A 13,083-nucleotide genomic window follows, 5' to 3' on the forward strand; every position below is an offset into this window, starting at 1 on the left:
TCGAACTGGCCATCGCGGTCGCCGTCGCCACCTTCGGCGTCACCTCCGGCCAGGCGCTGTCCGGCGTCGTCGGCCCGCTGATCGAGGTCCCCGTCCTGGTGGCGCTGAACTCCCTCTTCCAGGTGCTGGCCTTCGGCCTGCTGGGCTGGTTCTACCTGGACCTGCTGCCCGGTTGGCTGGGCCTGGGCGACGGCGGGCGGCTGGACGTCTCCGCGGGGGAGATCGCCCTCAACGTCATCATCTTCCTCGGCGTCCCGCTGGCGGCCGGGTTCCTCACCCGCCACCTCGGTGAGAAGAAGATGGGCCGGGAAAACTACGAGCAGCGCTTCCTGCCGCGCATCGGCCCCTGGGCGCTGTACGGGCTGCTGTTCACCATCGTGATCCTCTTCGCCCTCCAGGGGGAGACGATCACCTCCCGGCCCTGGGACGTGGCCCGGATCGCGGTACCGCTGCTGGTGTACTTCGCGCTGATGTGGTTCGGCGCCTTCGCCCTGGGCAGGGCCATCGGCCTGCCCTACGACCGCACCGCCACCCTGGCGTTCACCGCCGCGGGCAACAACTTCGAACTGGCCATCGCGGTCGCCGTCGCCACCTTCGGCGTCACCTCCGGCCAGGCGCTGTCCGGCGTCGTCGGCCCGCTGATCGAGGTCCCCGTCCTGGTGGCGCTGGTGTACGTCTCCCTCGCCTGGCGCGGGAAGTTCGGCACCCGGTCCGGGCCGGCCGCCCGCACCTGACGGCCGGCCCTCACGGGCGGAGGACCCGCGGCGTCACGGCGGTGTGTGTTCACGGTGGTCACGGACCCGGCCGTCACGGAGCCGGGGACGGCTCGGGCAGGAGCGCCGGGAGCCGGCGGAACCCGAAAGGGCGGGCCCGGTCCCGGTTCCCTGCGGATCGTCCGGACGGATCGTCCGGCGCGAGGGAGGCCGCGTACCGCCGCGCGGCACGGCGGCCCTACAGGGGCCTCCCGCCGACCGCCCCACCGGAACGGGCTCGGGGACGGGGGCTGTGCGGGGGCCAGGGCTCCCGGTGACTTTCTCGCCTCCCTCGCCTCACCGGACGGGGTGGCGCCGGCGGGAGCGCCGGGACAGGTGCACGGCGAGGAAGACGACGGCGATCACCAGGACCGCGATGCCGATGGCCAGCAGGTAGGCCAGGGTCTCCACCATCACACCGATGATTCCCAGGACGACGGCCACGAGGACGAGGAACAGAAAGATCGCCATGCTGTGGACACCTCTTTCGGTCCGGCCGGGCGCGGCCGGTCAGCGGCGCGCGAGCTGCCGCTCGCCGGCGGCGCCCGGGTGGTAGGTCATGCTGTAGTACTCGAAGACCTCTTTCTCCTGCTCGGCGGGGAGGACGTCGTCCATGCCGATGGACGGGGCCTTCTTCACCAGTGCCTTGGCGTACGGGACCTTGAGGTAGTCCGGTCCGGCGACCACCTTGTCGACGGGGACGAAGACCAGGTGCTGGCGGGTGGGCAGTCCGACCCGGACGGTGGCCATGGCGGGCTCGTCGGTCGTCGTGTCCACGTAGATCGCCTCAAGCGCGCCGATCTTGTGTCCTTGCAGGTCAATGACGTCGTGATTGCGCCATTCACGGATGTCGGCTGGCTGGATCATGCCTCTGCTCCCTGAGCGGATCGCTGGTGGATGCGCCGTCGGTCGCTGCCGGTCGCCGCGAGTCCTCCTGCGGAAATCCACGGCACGACTCCGGCGGGTGCCCTCCGTCCTTCCGGCTCACTCCTGTCCACGGCCCTCGGCACCTGTGACAACGGCCCCGGCGTATACACACCGGGGCCGCCCTTCCGGGCCATCGCACGTGAGAGTGCACCGGCCCACTCCCCATGCTACGCCCGCACGACTTTTCCGGCATTTCCCGTCCGGATGCCACCTCAGATCTCGTCCGTCCGGGTGCGGTCGTCCCCGGAGTACCGGCTGGCGGCGAGCCAGGACCGGGCGGGTCCCGCCACGCGGGTGGTGTCCACGGTGAGGTGGAGCCGGGTCCCGCCTTCGCCGTCGGCGGGGTAGCTGCGCTGTTCGGTGGAGGCGAAGCAGTTCCGGAGGACGTCCGCGACCCGGCGGGCGACCTCGGGCGACGCCGCGACGATGCGCACCTCGGCGCGCCCCTCCGGGGGCGTCGATTCCGCTGGTTCCATGGTGGTCCCGCTCCTCCGGAGTTCCTCCGGGGCGGGATGGTGTGCGAGGCCGTCCGCGGCCCCGCCGCGGTCTTCGCGGTGGACGGTGTCGTCAGGCGGCCCGGTGACCCCGTCCGCCGACCGCCGGCGCTCCGGCTCCGCGCGCCGCCGGCCGACCCCGGGCAGAGCGTCGCTGTAGCGAAATGCCGCGATCCGTTCATCGTGCTGGGCGTTGAGCCGGCGGATCAGGAGGGCTCCCAACAGGATCATTCCGATGATCGCTGCCACGACGGCGATGATCTCCACGTCCTCACGGCCTTCGCGCGGGCAGCGGGAACCCGGTCGGGAGCGGGAGCGGCGAGGAGGAGACCCCGTCACGGGCCTCCCGCTTCCGTTCCCCGCCCGGGGGATCGGCAACGGCGCGGGTTGCGTCCCCGTACGCCATGAGCCGGTCGGCGGTGAGGGGGCTTCCCGGAGCGGCCCCGGCGGACAGCAGCCAGGCGGCGGCCTCCGCACCCGTCGTCTCCGGCGGGATCACCAACAGGTCCCAGCGGCCGGCGGTGTGGGAGAGCAGGACCAGTTCGTGCGGATGCTGCTCGCCCATGAACCGCCCCACGGTCACGGTGCGCCCGGTGACGGGCACCGTACGCGGGATGACGGGCCAGCAGGCCGGATTCACGGTGACGCGCGTGACACGCCCCCACCTGTCGTCCAACACGTCCGTCAGGGCGGGGAGTTCGCGGAAGAGGTCGCGGGAGCGGGGCCACCAGACACCGTCCACACCCACGAGTCCGGGAGGCACACCCGCCGTCGCCATGAACACACGGGCCGGTGGCGGTGAAACGCGCTCACGGGCCGGCGTCCGGTCGGTGGTCATGATCATGACTCGAACCCGCCTCCGGGCCCGTCGTCGACTGCCCGGTGTAGTTCCTCACCGGAAACGACACCCGCATGGGAGCCGGTGTGCGAAGTGCTCCCGGTCCTTCCACCGTACTCCGCCCCGACCCGGCCGGCCACGGGCGACCGGCCCGTCCACGCCTGCCGTGGTACGGGACGGCCGTCCGTGAGGGGCCTCCGGCCGGGCCCCTCCCTTTGACAGCGTCCCGGAAACAGAGGACAAAGGGAGGTGAGGGCCTCCGGCCCATGCCATGAAGGATTGACATGCGCGATCTCCTCGATCGACTGCGCACCATCGAAGCCCGCCAGGAGGCGCTCCGCGAGGAGCACGCGGCGGTGACCCGCACGATCGTGGCGAGAGCCGGAGGGGCCGGTCAGGCCGCCGCCCTGCTGGGCCCGGATCCCAGGACCGTACGGGCCCACGAACGCGCCGCCGGTGTGGTCATGGCCGTCCACCGCGGCGGCCGCACGGCGAAGGCCGCCCCGGACGGGCGGCTCCACGGTGAGACCGGGCAGGGCGAGGACAGTCCGGCCCAGCGGGACGCCGACCGCACGCGGTCCGCCGTCGCCAGGGGCAAGCGCCCGCTCCTGCGCGCCGTCGTCCACGTCGTCGGTGGCCGGGTCGCCCGGGTCCGCGAGGCCCGGGGCGGCCAGTGGCAGGAGGGCACCGACGGCAGGGGCGTCCTGCCGCTCGGACCACCGCTCACCCCCGGGTACCTGGCCGACCGCTTCCCCACCCTTCCCCTCGCCATCGGCGATCCCAGGCCGACGGTGCGAGGCGGGATCCGCGAGTACATCGCGCTGTGAGACCGGGCCGCACGCCCACAGCCCGCGCATCCCGCGCAAGGAGGCCTCTGCCCCCCAGCCCCGCCCGCGCCGTGCACGCACCCTCCTGGCCCCGGTGCCCCACCCGGCGCACACCGTCCCGGCGGCCTGGGGAACAGCGCCCGCGGACCGGCTGACCGCCCGTGCCCCACACCACGGCCGGTACCGGCCCGCTCACGACACATCCCCGGGAACCGGGCCACGGCCCGGCCCACACAACCGCGCGTCCCGGAAAGGACCCATCACCATGACCATGCGCACCACTTCCCACCCTCCACCCCCGCACGCGTCCGGCAGTGACTTCGCCCGACTGGCGAAGAAGGTCGCCGACGCAGGTCTCATGGACCGCCGCCCCGGCTACTACGCGGTCCGGATCACGGTGGTGGCCGCGCTCTACGCCGGCGGCTGGACCGCCTTCGCACTCGTCGGCCACAGCTGGTGGACGCTGGCGGTCGGCGCCTTCCTCGCCCTGGTCTTCGGCCAGGTCGCCCTGGTCGCCCACGACGTGGCCCACCGTCAGGTGTTCCGGCTGCGCAAGCCCAGCGAGCTGGCCGGACGGATCGCCGGTGCCTGCATCGGGATGGGCTACGGGTGGTGGCAGGACAAGCACACCCGGCACCACGCCAACCCCAACCACGAGGAACTCGACCCCGACATCGCCCCCGACCTGCTGGTCTGGTCCCAGAACCAGGCCCGCGCCGCCAGGGGACTGCCCCGCCTGATCGGCCGTTCACAGGCCGTTCTGTTCTTCCCGCTGCTCACGCTGGAGGGCTTCAACCTGCACGTGGCGAGCGCGAGGGCACTGGCCAACCGCTCCCTGAAGAACCGCGTCCTGGAAGGCGTGCTGCTGTTCGCGCACTTCGCGGTCTACCTGACCGCGCTGTTCCTGGTGCTGCCGCTCGGCATGGCGATCGCCTTCCTGCTCGTCCACCAGTGCCTGTTCGGCGTCTACCTCGGCTCCATCTTCGCCCCCAACCACAAGGGCATGCCGATCCTGACCGGCAAGGACCGCCCGGACTTCCTGCGCCGCCAGGTGCTCACCTCGCGCAACGTGTGCGGCGGCCGGTTCACCGACATCCTGCTGGGCGGGCTGAACCACCAGATCGAGCACCACCTGTTCCCCAGCATGCCCAGCCCCAACCTGCGCAGGGCCCGGCCCATCGTCCGCCGCCACTGCGAGGAACTGGGAGTGGACTACCTGGAGACCGGGCTGATCGCCTCCTACCGGCAGGCACTCGCCGGCCTCCACCGGGCCGGAGCCCCGATCCGGCACGCCCGCGTCCCCGGCTAGCCCTCGGACGCCGGGCGGACGGGACGCCCGGCCGTGGTGAAGGCCCGGTCCCGAGGACCTGTCGCGAGGGCCGTCGCGAGGACCTGTCCCGAGGCGGTGGACGCTCCGGTCCCCGAGCGGGAAACCCGGCCCTCCGGCGCGGTCCGTCCGGCCGCACCGGAGAGTAGGCTGGAGATGTCGAGAGCATGTCGCATACCGGCTGCCAGGCCGGCGTCGTTCCCGACGAGTGATGATGCCGGGCCGCTGTCCACGGGCCCGGAGACAGGTTCGCGCCGTGTTCGCGACTACCGATCGTTCCCCGCTCCGGCACATGACCGCCGCGGCCCCGCCCGCCCGTGTCGCGCTGAAGACCGCGGACCTCTCCCACGGGCCCCTGGACGGCGCCTGGTGGCCCCGCTCCCGCGACCTGCTGGGGGAGCTTCCCGCCCTGGTCGACGCCCTGGACCCCCTGTGGGGGCGGATCACCCGCATCGCGGTCAACTCCCGGCACTGGCCGGTCGTTCCGCGCAAGGTCCCCGTCAACGGGCACGTGGTGAAGGCCGGCTGGTTCGGGGCGGAACTGGATCCGCACAAGCTCCTGCTGCTGTCCTACGCCCCCGGCCGCTGGGACCTGCTGGTGATCCCCCCGGAGACCGACTCCACCGTGGCCGCCCGGCTGATGGCCGCGTCCGCCGACCCGCGCTCCGCGCTCACCGCGAGCGAACTGATCGCCGCCGAGACGACGCGGGCCGGCGCAACAGGGAGCGCCGCTGCCACAGGGTCCCCCGCGACCAGGAGCACGGCATGACCAGGACCGGACACCCGGCGCCCCCGCCCCGGGCCCCGGACCTCCCCGCCTGGCTGACCCTGTTCCCGTCCGGCACCGGACCGCACCGGCTGGACGGCATCTGGCGGCCCCGCTCCCGCGACCTCACGCGTGAACTGCCCGCCCTCATCTCCGCGCTGGAAGAGCGCTGGCCCGGCATCACCAGGGTCACGGTGAGCCGGTCGCTGTGGGGGCCCCTGCCCGAGTACCTGTCCCTCGGCGACCGTGTGCTGCACATCAACCAGTCCGAAGCCGCCTCGCGCCCCCACACCATATGCCTGCTCTCCTACGGAGTCGGCCGCTGCGACCTCCTGATCCGGCCGCCCGGCCCCGAACCCGCCGGGGCGTCCCCGCAGGACGGGCGCGGTCTGCGGGAGACGGGACCCCGGACACGGCCGCCGACCGGCCGGCGGTGACGGAAGACCGCGGGCAGGGCGCCACGGGCGCCCGTACGGCCGAGGCGTCCGCGCTCCCGCACGGGGCCCCGGCCGGACACCACGACGGGGACGGCCCCGCCGCTCCGCCGCGTACTCGTCCGCGCGCTGCTCACGAACGAGGCCGGAAAGGCCGGAAACCGGAAAGAGGAGCGCCCCGACCGGTGAGGTCCGGTCGGGGCGCCAAGCGGCAGGTCGGAAGGGAACTCCCTTCCTGCGGGCGGTAGGCCGTGTGGGACTCGAACCCACAACCAATGGATTAAAAGTCCACTGCTCTGCCAATTGAGCTAACGGCCCGCCCCCGAAGCATAGCCCGGAGACGGGCCGCGCTTCGAAGGCATTGCGCACGGCGTGACGGGCGTGCGGCCGGTGGGATGACGTTCCGCCCGGGGTTCCCCCGAACGCGCCGGGGGCCCGGTCCGAAGCGGTTGCTTCAGACCGGGCCCCTGCCGGTTCCGGGTGCCGGGTGTCAGCCGTTGCGCTTCCAGCGCGGCTTGTCGGCCCGGCGGTCGTACGAGTGGCCGCCGCCGCGGTGGTCACCGCCGCGGTGGTCGTCGTGGCGGCCGTAGGGACGGCGCTCGTCGCGCCGGTCCCGGTTGAACGGACGGTCGCCGCCGAACGGGCGGTCGCCACCACGGTGGCCGAAGTCACGGCGGTCGCTGTCGCGGCGGAAGCCGCCCCGGTCGTCGCGGTCCCGGTTGAACGGGCGGCGGTCACCCCGGTGGTCGCCACCGCGGTGGCCGAAGTCACGGCGGTCACGGTCCCGGTCACGGTCCCGGTTGAAGGGGCGCCGGTCGTCGCGGCGGTCGTCCCGCCGGTCGTCGCGGTCCCGGCCGTACGGACGGCGCTCGTCGCGGGCGTCCCGGTCCCGGTTGTCGCGGCGGTCGTCGCGCCGGTCGCGGCGCTCGTACGACCGCTCCTCCCGCGCCCGCCGCGCCTCGGCCTCGGCCTCGGCGGCGGCCGCCGCGGCGATGGCCTCCGCCGCCGCTGCCGCGGTCGCCTCGGCGACCGCCGCCACCGCGGCCTCGGGGTCCTCGCCCCGCTCGCGGGCGGCACGGGCCGACAGGCGGTCGGCCTCCTCGCGGAGTTCGGCGGCGCGGCGCTGCGCCCGCTCGAGCTGCCGGGTGATCTCGGCCACCTCGCGCTCGGCCTGCTTGGCGGCGTTCAGCGCCGACTCGGCCTGCACCTCGGTCAGCGACCGGGCGCCGGTGATGTTCACCACGTCCTCGTCGAAGGCGTCCCCGCGGCCGATGATGTGGCGCGTGGCGTCCACGCCCGCGTCCTCCATCAGCCGGAAGACCTGTCGCCGCTGGTGCGGCAGCGCCAGCGAGACGACCGTGCCGGAGCGGCCCGCACGGGCGGTGCGGCCGGAGCGGTGCAGGTAGTCCTTGTGGTCGCCGGCCGGGTCCACGTTCAGCACCAGGTCGATGCCGTCGACGTGGATGCCGCGCGCGGCGACGTCGGTGGCGACCAGCACGTTGACGCGGCCGTCCTTGAAGTCGGCGAGCGTCCGGGTGCGGGCGCCCTGCGTCATGCCGCCGTGCAGCGCCTCCGCCCGCACGCCCGCCTCGCGGAGCTGCTCGGCCACGCGGTCGGCGCCCATCTGGGTGCGGACGAAGACGATCGTGCGGCCCTTGCGCGCGGCGATCGCGGCGGTGACCGGCGCCTTGTCGCGCGGCTTCACGATCAGCACGTGGTGGGTCATGGTGGTGACCGCGCCCTGGGCGGCGTCCACCTCGTGGCTGACGGGGTCGTTGAGGTAGCGCTTGACGAGGGTGTCGATCTCGTTCTCCAGCGTCGCGGAGAACAGCATCCGCTGGCCGCCCGCCGGGAGCATGTCGAGCAGCTCGGTGACCTCGGGCAGGAAGCCCAGGTCGGCCATCTGGTCGGCCTCGTCCAGGACGGCGATCTCCACCTCGTCCAGCGAGCAGGCGCCGCGGCCGATCAGGTCGCGCAGCCGGCCCGGGGTGGCGACGAGGATGTCCACGCCGCGCTCCAGGGCGGTGATCTGGTTGGCCATCGAGGTGCCGCCGCAGACGACCTTCAGCTTGAGTCCGAGGACGTCGCCGTACGGCTGGAGCGCGTCGCTGACCTGCATGGCCAGCTCGCGGGTGGGGGTGAGGATGACGCCGCGGGGGTGCCTGCGGTCGGTGTGCCCGCCCGCCAGCCGGGCCAGTAGGGGCAGGCCGAAGCTCAGCGTCTTGCCGGAGCCGGTGCGGCCGCGGCCGAGGACGTCCTTGCCGGCCAGGGCGTCCGGGATGGTCGCGGCCTGGATGGGGAAGGGGACGGTGACGCCGTTGTGGGCGAGCTTGCGGACGATCTCGCCGGGCAGACCGAGGTCGGCGAACGTGATCGTCTCTTCGTCCTCGGGCAGGATGACGTCAGGGGTGGTTACGGACATGCGAGATGAAACCTTCCGGAGTCATGGCACGCGCCCACAAACTCCGTGATTTCGCATACGACCGCCTCGATGCGGTCAGCCACGGCTCAGGAAGGAACGCGCCACACGGCGCGCTGAGGATGGGCGCCGGGCAAATGGGATCAAACGATCTACCACCATACGGCCCAACTTCCCCAAGCGCAAATCACTTCTCAGGAGTCTGATCGGAGACCTGCGGGGCGGCCGGGACGACGGTGACGACCGAGGGGTCGAGTCTACCCCCCAGCGGTACCGAACGGTTCGCCGGGCCCGGGCGGGCGGTCGGCGCCCATGCCGCGTCCGCCGCGCCGTCGCCACCGCCACCGTCTCCGCCGCCACCGTCACCGCCGCCGTCACCACCACCGTCACCACCGCTCCCCCCGCCGCTCCCGCCGTCACCACCGGACGGGGTCGGCTCGGCGGACGGGGTCGGGTCCGGGGGCGGCGGCGCGGTCGAGCCGCGCGTGGGGGAGGCGGGAGCGGACGGCCTGCCGCCGCCCTTCCCCGAACTCGCCGACGGCGACGGCCGCGCCGAGCGCGACGCGCCCGCGGAAGGGGCGGGGGCCGAGGCGGACGGCGGCTCGGTGGCACCCCGGTCCCCGTCCCGCCCCTTCTTCTTCTCGTCCCGGCCCTTTCCGTCCCGGTCCTTCGCCGGGCGTCCTCCGCCGCCCCGGTCCTCGCCGCCGCCGCGCGGCGCCACCATGCTCCCGGGCCGCGGGGCGTCGGCGCCCCGGGACGCCTGGTGCCCGGCCGGCTGCCGCTCGGTGCCCTCCCCGTCGGAGGAGGAGCCGACCGTCATGCAGCCGCCGAGGGCGGCGATCAGCAGGACACCGGTGGCCGCGCGGACCCCGGCGCGGGCGGGCGCACGGGTCGGCGTGCGGGGAACGGATCGGGTTCGGCGCACGGGCGGCACCTCCGGAACGCGGGATCGTGGGGCGGACTCCCTGCCCAACTCCCGTCAGCCCAGCAGGTCACGCGTCAGGACCAGACCCGCGTAAACCGCCCCCAGGGCCACCGCCGGCGTGACCGCCGCGTTCGCCAACGCCAGCCGCCCCCGGCCGCGTTCGGCCAGCCGCAGGGTCTCGTAGGAGAAGGTCGAGTACGTCGTCAGCGCGCCGCACAGTCCCGTGCCGAGGAGCGCCTGCGCCTCCGGCCCGGCGGCACCCGCCGTGACGGCGCCGGTCACCGCGCCGAGCAGCAGGCTGCCCACGGCGTTGACGGTGAGGGTGCCCCAGGGGAAGGGCGATTCGTGTCGCGCCTGCACCGCGCGGTCCACCACGTACCGCAGGCACGCCCCCACCGCCCCGCCGAGCGCCACCAGCACCCAGGCGGGCACCGCCGGCGTCATCGCGCCACCACCGCCCGGGTGGCGGCGGCGGCCGCCCGGACGGCGCCGAGCGCGGCGGCGAGCGTGCCGCCCAGATACGCCAGGGCGGTGCCCGCGGCGCCGCCCTCCACCAGCCGTACGGCGTCGAGCGCGTAGGTGGAGCAGGTGGTGAAGCCGCCCAGCACGCCCACGCCCAGGAAGGGCCGCACCAGCGGGTGGGGCGTCCGGTCGAGCTCGCCCACCACGACCATCAGCACGCCGATCAGCGCGCAGCCGACCGCGTTGACGGTGAACACCGCCCAGGGGAAGCCGCCGGGCGGAGCGGGCCAGGCGAGCGTAAGGCCGTACCGGGCGAGCGAGCCCAGCGCCCCGCCCGCCGCGACGGCGGCGAGGACGGCCGGGGCGCGGCCGCCGGCCGTCTCGGCGCGGTGGGCGGGCACGTGCAGGTCGACGTCCGGGTCGACCACCTCCGATGCCGCCTCCGGGACGGGGGGCTCCTCCGGGGCGCCGTCGCTCATCCGTATCCCAGGGCGTGCAGCCGCTCGTCGTCGATGCCGAAGTGGTGCGCGATCTCGTGCACCACCGTGATCTCCACCTCCTCGACGACCATCTCGCGGTCGCCGCCGTCGCGCTCGCACATCCGCAGGGTGGGGCCGCGGTAGATGGTGATCCGGTCCGGCAGGACCCCCGCGTACCACTCCCCGCGCTCGGTCAGCGGCGTGCCCTCGTACAGCCCGAGCAGCTCGGGGTCGTCGGCGGGCGGCTCGTCCTCCACGAACACCGCCACGTTGTCCATGAGCCGCGTCAGCTCCGGGGGAATCCGGTCGAGCGCCTCGGCGACCAGTTCCTCGAACTCCTCGCGCGTCATCTCCAGCACGCGCCCATTGTCCGCTACGGCGTCCGGGCCGCGCAGGGCTCCGACGCCGCATAGTCGATCTCCGTCCGGGCATAGAGCACGGCATGAGCCGAGAACCACTCCGGCCTTCCCGGGCCTTCGCCCGCAGGGCCGCAGCCGTTCCCCGCTCTCTCCCCCGGCGGCTCCTCCCGGGGCGCCGCCGGGCGCGCCGCCCGGCACCGGCGGTCCTCCCCGGCCGCCCTCCGCGCCCCTGGGTCCGGGCCCTCGCGCTGACCGCCGTCACGCTGCTGGGCGCCTGGCTCGGACTGCTCGCCGTGGGCGGCGTGAAGGCGCCCGTGGGGCCGGTGGACACCACGATGGCGCTGCGCCCCTCGGTGTCCGGGGGCACGGAGATCGACGTGCCGCCGCTCGGCGCGCTCGAACTGGACAGCCACATCGCCCCGGTCCGCCTCGACGTCGGCATCGACCAGCTCGACCCCGAGCGCGCCCAGGCGCTGGTGGACCACCCGGAGCGGATCAGCGGCCTGGAGGGGCAGATCACCCGGGACGTCCAGTCCGGCGCGCGGGACCTGGCCGTGCGGTCCTGCGTCGCGGTGGTCACCGGCGCCACGGCGCTCGGCCTGGCCGTCTACCGGCGCCCGCGGCGCGCGCTCGCGGCGGGTGGGCTCGCCCTCGCGCTGCTGGCCGCCTCCGGAGCGACGGCGTACGCCACGTGGAACCCCAAGTCGGTGCTGGAGCCGAAGTTCTCCGGGCTGCTGGCCGGCGCGCCGAGCGTGGTCGGCAACGCGCGCAGCATCGTCACCGAGTTCGACGTCTACCAGCAGGAGCTGGCCCGGCTGGTGACCAACGTCACCAAGCTGTACGACGCCACCTCCACACTCCCCACCTACCGGCCCGACCCGAACACCGTCCGGGTGCTGCACGTCTCCGACATCCACCTCAACCCCGCGGCGTGGCACATCATCACGTCCCTGGTCGAGCAGTACGAGATCGACGTGATCATCGACACGGGCGACACCATGGACCACGGCACCGCGGCCGAGAACGGCTTCCTCGACCCCGTGGAGGACCTCGGCGCCCCGTACGTGTGGGTGCGGGGGAACCACGACTCCGAAACCACCCAGAAGTACCTGGAGGAGCTGGAGAACACGCACGTCCTGGACGACGGCGAGACGGTGACCGTGGGCGGCCTGCGCATCGCGGGCATCGGCGACCCGCAGTTCACCCCGGACCGCTCGGTGGTCGCCCAGGGCGACCCGGCCGAGCGCGCCGCGGGCCGCGAACTGGCCGCGGCGATCCGGGAGAGCGCGGCGGGGGGCAGGCCGGTGCACATCGCGGCGGCGCACAACCCGGTGGCGGCCGAGCAGACGGACGGCGACGTGCCGCTGGCCCTGGCCGGTCACGTCCACCGGCGCGAGACGAAGGTGCTGGAGGACGGCACCCGGCTGATGATCGAGGGCTCCACGGGCGGCGGCGGCCTGCGGGCCGTCGAGGGCGACGAGCCGCAGAAGGTGATGGCCTCGGTGCTCTACCTGGACCAGGAGACCAAGCGGCTCCAGGCGTGGGACGAGATCACCCTCGGCGGCCTGGGCACGACGACGGCCGAGGTCAGCCGCCGGCTGCCGGACGACGTGGAACCGGGCAGCTCCCCCTCCCCCACCGCCCCGTCCCCCGCGGACTGACCCGGTCCGCACGGCCCCGCCCGACCGCCCCCGGCAACACCCCCGGCAAACTGTTTTGGCGAACCGTCCCGCCATCCCATATGCTTCTCACGTCCCCGACGCGCTGAGAAGCGCCCAGGTGGGCCATCAGCCCTCATCGTCTAGTGGCCCAGGACGCCGCCCTTTCAAGGCGGTAGCACGGGTTCGAATCCCGTTGGGGGCACGCACCACCCTGTGCGAGACTAGTGCTCGTACGCGTCTGGTCCTGTGGAGCAGTTTGGAGTGCTCGCCACCCTGTCAAGGTGGAGGCCGCGGGTTCAAATCCCGTCAGGACCGCTGCGGCTGGGTAGCTCAGTTGGTACGAGCGTCCGCCTGAAAAGCGGAAGGTCGCCGGTTCGACCCCGGCCCCAGCCACCGCAGCCCACCAGGGCAGA

The 13,083-nt window shown here is 73.9% G+C and carries 14 protein-coding genes, 4 tRNA genes and 1 pseudogene; 9 read left to right on the forward strand and 10 right to left on the reverse strand.

The window, feature by feature from the left end; genetic code table 11:
* Nucleotides 1–734, forward strand: a pseudogene (locus VE546_RS06120) (bile acid:sodium symporter); the annotation flags it as partial.
* 315 nt (nucleotides 735–1,049) lie between these two features.
* Here the strand turns inward: VE546_RS06120 and VE546_RS06125 are convergent.
* The 4 genes from VE546_RS06125 to VE546_RS06140 form a co-directional block, all read right to left on the reverse strand.
* On the reverse strand, nucleotides 1,050–1,223 hold the full coding sequence (locus tag VE546_RS06125) for a hypothetical protein (RefSeq protein ID WP_324919350.1): 174 nt from the start codon (nucleotides 1,221–1,223) through the stop codon (nucleotides 1,050–1,052).
* Between the two features lie 39 nt (nucleotides 1,224–1,262).
* Nucleotides 1,263–1,619, reverse strand: a complete 357-nt coding sequence (locus tag VE546_RS06130; RefSeq protein ID WP_324919352.1) for a PRC-barrel domain-containing protein — start codon at nucleotides 1,617–1,619, stop codon at nucleotides 1,263–1,265.
* Nucleotides 1,620–1,891: 272 nt separating this feature from the next.
* Nucleotides 1,892–2,155 (reverse strand): hypothetical protein, encoded by a 264-nt coding sequence (locus VE546_RS06135; RefSeq protein ID WP_324919354.1) that lies wholly within the window; start codon nucleotides 2,153–2,155, stop codon nucleotides 1,892–1,894.
* A gap of 289 nt (nucleotides 2,156–2,444) precedes the next feature.
* Nucleotides 2,445–2,915 (reverse strand): DUF5994 family protein, encoded by a 471-nt coding sequence (locus VE546_RS06140; protein ID WP_324919356.1) that lies wholly within the window; start codon nucleotides 2,913–2,915, stop codon nucleotides 2,445–2,447.
* 380 nt (nucleotides 2,916–3,295) lie between these two features.
* Between VE546_RS06140 and VE546_RS06145 the strand changes: the two genes are divergently transcribed.
* The 4 genes from VE546_RS06145 (at nucleotide 3,296) to VE546_RS06160 (ending at nucleotide 6,368) form a co-directional block, all read left to right on the forward strand.
* Complete coding sequence (locus VE546_RS06145; RefSeq protein ID WP_324919358.1) at nucleotides 3,296–3,838, forward strand: hypothetical protein; 543 nt, start codon at nucleotides 3,296–3,298, stop codon at nucleotides 3,836–3,838.
* Nucleotides 3,839–4,103: 265 nt separating this feature from the next.
* Nucleotides 4,104–5,147, forward strand: coding sequence for an acyl-CoA desaturase (locus VE546_RS06150; protein WP_324919360.1), 1,044 nt, complete (start codon nucleotides 4,104–4,106; stop codon nucleotides 5,145–5,147).
* A gap of 310 nt (nucleotides 5,148–5,457) precedes the next feature.
* Nucleotides 5,458–5,934 carry a DUF5994 family protein gene (locus VE546_RS06155; protein ID WP_324919362.1) on the forward strand — a complete coding sequence of 159 codons (477 nt, stop codon included), beginning with the start codon at nucleotides 5,458–5,460 and terminating at the stop codon, nucleotides 5,932–5,934.
* Nucleotides 5,931–6,368, forward strand: a complete 438-nt coding sequence (locus VE546_RS06160) for a DUF5994 family protein (RefSeq protein WP_324919364.1) — start codon at nucleotides 5,931–5,933, stop codon at nucleotides 6,366–6,368. The genes VE546_RS06155 and VE546_RS06160 overlap by 4 nt, the downstream gene beginning before the upstream one ends.
* A 242-nt stretch (nucleotides 6,369–6,610) precedes the next feature.
* Here VE546_RS06160 and VE546_RS06165 read toward each other — a convergent pair.
* The 6 genes from VE546_RS06165 to VE546_RS06190 all read right to left on the reverse strand — a co-directional run bounded on the left by VE546_RS06165 (nucleotide 6,611) and on the right by VE546_RS06190 (nucleotide 11,009).
* Nucleotides 6,611–6,683 (reverse strand) — tRNA-Lys (locus VE546_RS06165).
* Nucleotides 6,684–6,855: 172 nt separating this feature from the next.
* Nucleotides 6,856–8,787 (reverse strand): DEAD/DEAH box helicase, encoded by a 1,932-nt coding sequence (locus tag VE546_RS06170; protein WP_324919366.1) that lies wholly within the window; start codon nucleotides 8,785–8,787, stop codon nucleotides 6,856–6,858.
* Nucleotides 8,788–8,971: 184 nt separating this feature from the next.
* Nucleotides 8,972–9,709: a hypothetical protein gene (locus VE546_RS06175; protein WP_324919368.1), complete on the reverse strand. Its 738-nt coding sequence runs from the start codon at nucleotides 9,707–9,709 to the stop codon at nucleotides 8,972–8,974.
* A gap of 54 nt (nucleotides 9,710–9,763) precedes the next feature.
* Nucleotides 9,764–10,153 carry a fluoride efflux transporter CrcB gene (gene crcB / locus VE546_RS06180; RefSeq protein WP_324919370.1) on the reverse strand — a complete coding sequence of 130 codons (390 nt, stop codon included), beginning with the start codon at nucleotides 10,151–10,153 and terminating at the stop codon, nucleotides 9,764–9,766.
* Nucleotides 10,150–10,650 (reverse strand): CrcB family protein, encoded by a 501-nt coding sequence (locus VE546_RS06185; RefSeq protein ID WP_324919372.1) that lies wholly within the window; start codon nucleotides 10,648–10,650, stop codon nucleotides 10,150–10,152. The genes crcB and VE546_RS06185 overlap by 4 nt, the downstream gene beginning before the upstream one ends.
* On the reverse strand, nucleotides 10,647–11,009 hold the full coding sequence (locus VE546_RS06190; RefSeq protein WP_324919374.1) for a metallopeptidase family protein: 363 nt from the start codon (nucleotides 11,007–11,009) through the stop codon (nucleotides 10,647–10,649). The genes VE546_RS06185 and VE546_RS06190 overlap by 4 nt, the downstream gene beginning before the upstream one ends.
* 83 nt (nucleotides 11,010–11,092) lie before the next feature.
* On the opposite strand from VE546_RS06190, the gene VE546_RS06195 reads away from it, so the two are divergent.
* From VE546_RS06195 to VE546_RS06210, 4 genes are all read left to right on the forward strand, one after another.
* Complete coding sequence (locus VE546_RS06195; protein ID WP_324919376.1) at nucleotides 11,093–12,670, forward strand: metallophosphoesterase; 1,578 nt, start codon at nucleotides 11,093–11,095, stop codon at nucleotides 12,668–12,670.
* Between the two features lie 129 nt (nucleotides 12,671–12,799).
* Nucleotides 12,800–12,872 (forward strand) — tRNA-Glu (locus VE546_RS06200).
* Nucleotides 12,873–12,910: 38 nt separating this feature from the next.
* Nucleotides 12,911–12,985: transfer RNA gene (locus VE546_RS06205), tRNA-Asp, on the forward strand.
* Between the two features lie 4 nt (nucleotides 12,986–12,989).
* A tRNA-Phe gene (locus VE546_RS06210) sits at nucleotides 12,990–13,063 on the forward strand.
* Nucleotides 13,064–13,083: the final 20 nt, after the last annotated feature.

Source organism: Streptomyces sp. (assembly GCF_035644915.1).
Taxonomy (GTDB): domain Bacteria; phylum Actinomycetota; class Actinomycetes; order Streptomycetales; family Streptomycetaceae; genus Streptomyces.

What these genes read in the sequence shown, in the direction of transcription:
- VE546_RS06125 (WP_324919350.1), bottom strand. Translation starts at nt 1,223, where the DNA reads ATGGCGATCTTTCTGTTCCTCGTCCTCGTGGCCGTCGTCCTGGGAATC.
- VE546_RS06130 (WP_324919352.1), bottom strand. Translation starts at nt 1,619, where the DNA reads ATGATCCAGCCAGCCGACATCCGTGAATGGCGCAATCACGACGTCATT.
- VE546_RS06135 (WP_324919354.1), bottom strand. Translation starts at nt 2,155, where the DNA reads ATGGAACCAGCGGAATCGACGCCCCCGGAGGGGCGCGCCGAGGTGCGC.
- VE546_RS06145 (WP_324919358.1), top strand. Translation starts at nt 3,296, where the DNA reads ATGCGCGATCTCCTCGATCGACTGCGCACCATCGAAGCCCGCCAGGAG.
- VE546_RS06150 (WP_324919360.1), top strand. Translation starts at nt 4,104, where the DNA reads ATGACCATGCGCACCACTTCCCACCCTCCACCCCCGCACGCGTCCGGC.
- VE546_RS06155 (WP_324919362.1), top strand. Translation starts at nt 5,458, where the DNA reads ATGACCGCCGCGGCCCCGCCCGCCCGTGTCGCGCTGAAGACCGCGGAC.
- VE546_RS06160 (WP_324919364.1), top strand. Translation starts at nt 5,931, where the DNA reads ATGACCAGGACCGGACACCCGGCGCCCCCGCCCCGGGCCCCGGACCTC.
- VE546_RS06170 (WP_324919366.1), bottom strand. Translation starts at nt 8,787, where the DNA reads ATGTCCGTAACCACCCCTGACGTCATCCTGCCCGAGGACGAAGAGACG.
- crcB (WP_324919370.1), bottom strand. Translation starts at nt 10,153, where the DNA reads ATGACGCCGGCGGTGCCCGCCTGGGTGCTGGTGGCGCTCGGCGGGGCG.
- VE546_RS06185 (WP_324919372.1), bottom strand. Translation starts at nt 10,650, where the DNA reads ATGAGCGACGGCGCCCCGGAGGAGCCCCCCGTCCCGGAGGCGGCATCG.
- VE546_RS06195 (WP_324919376.1), top strand. Translation starts at nt 11,093, where the DNA reads ATGAGCCGAGAACCACTCCGGCCTTCCCGGGCCTTCGCCCGCAGGGCC.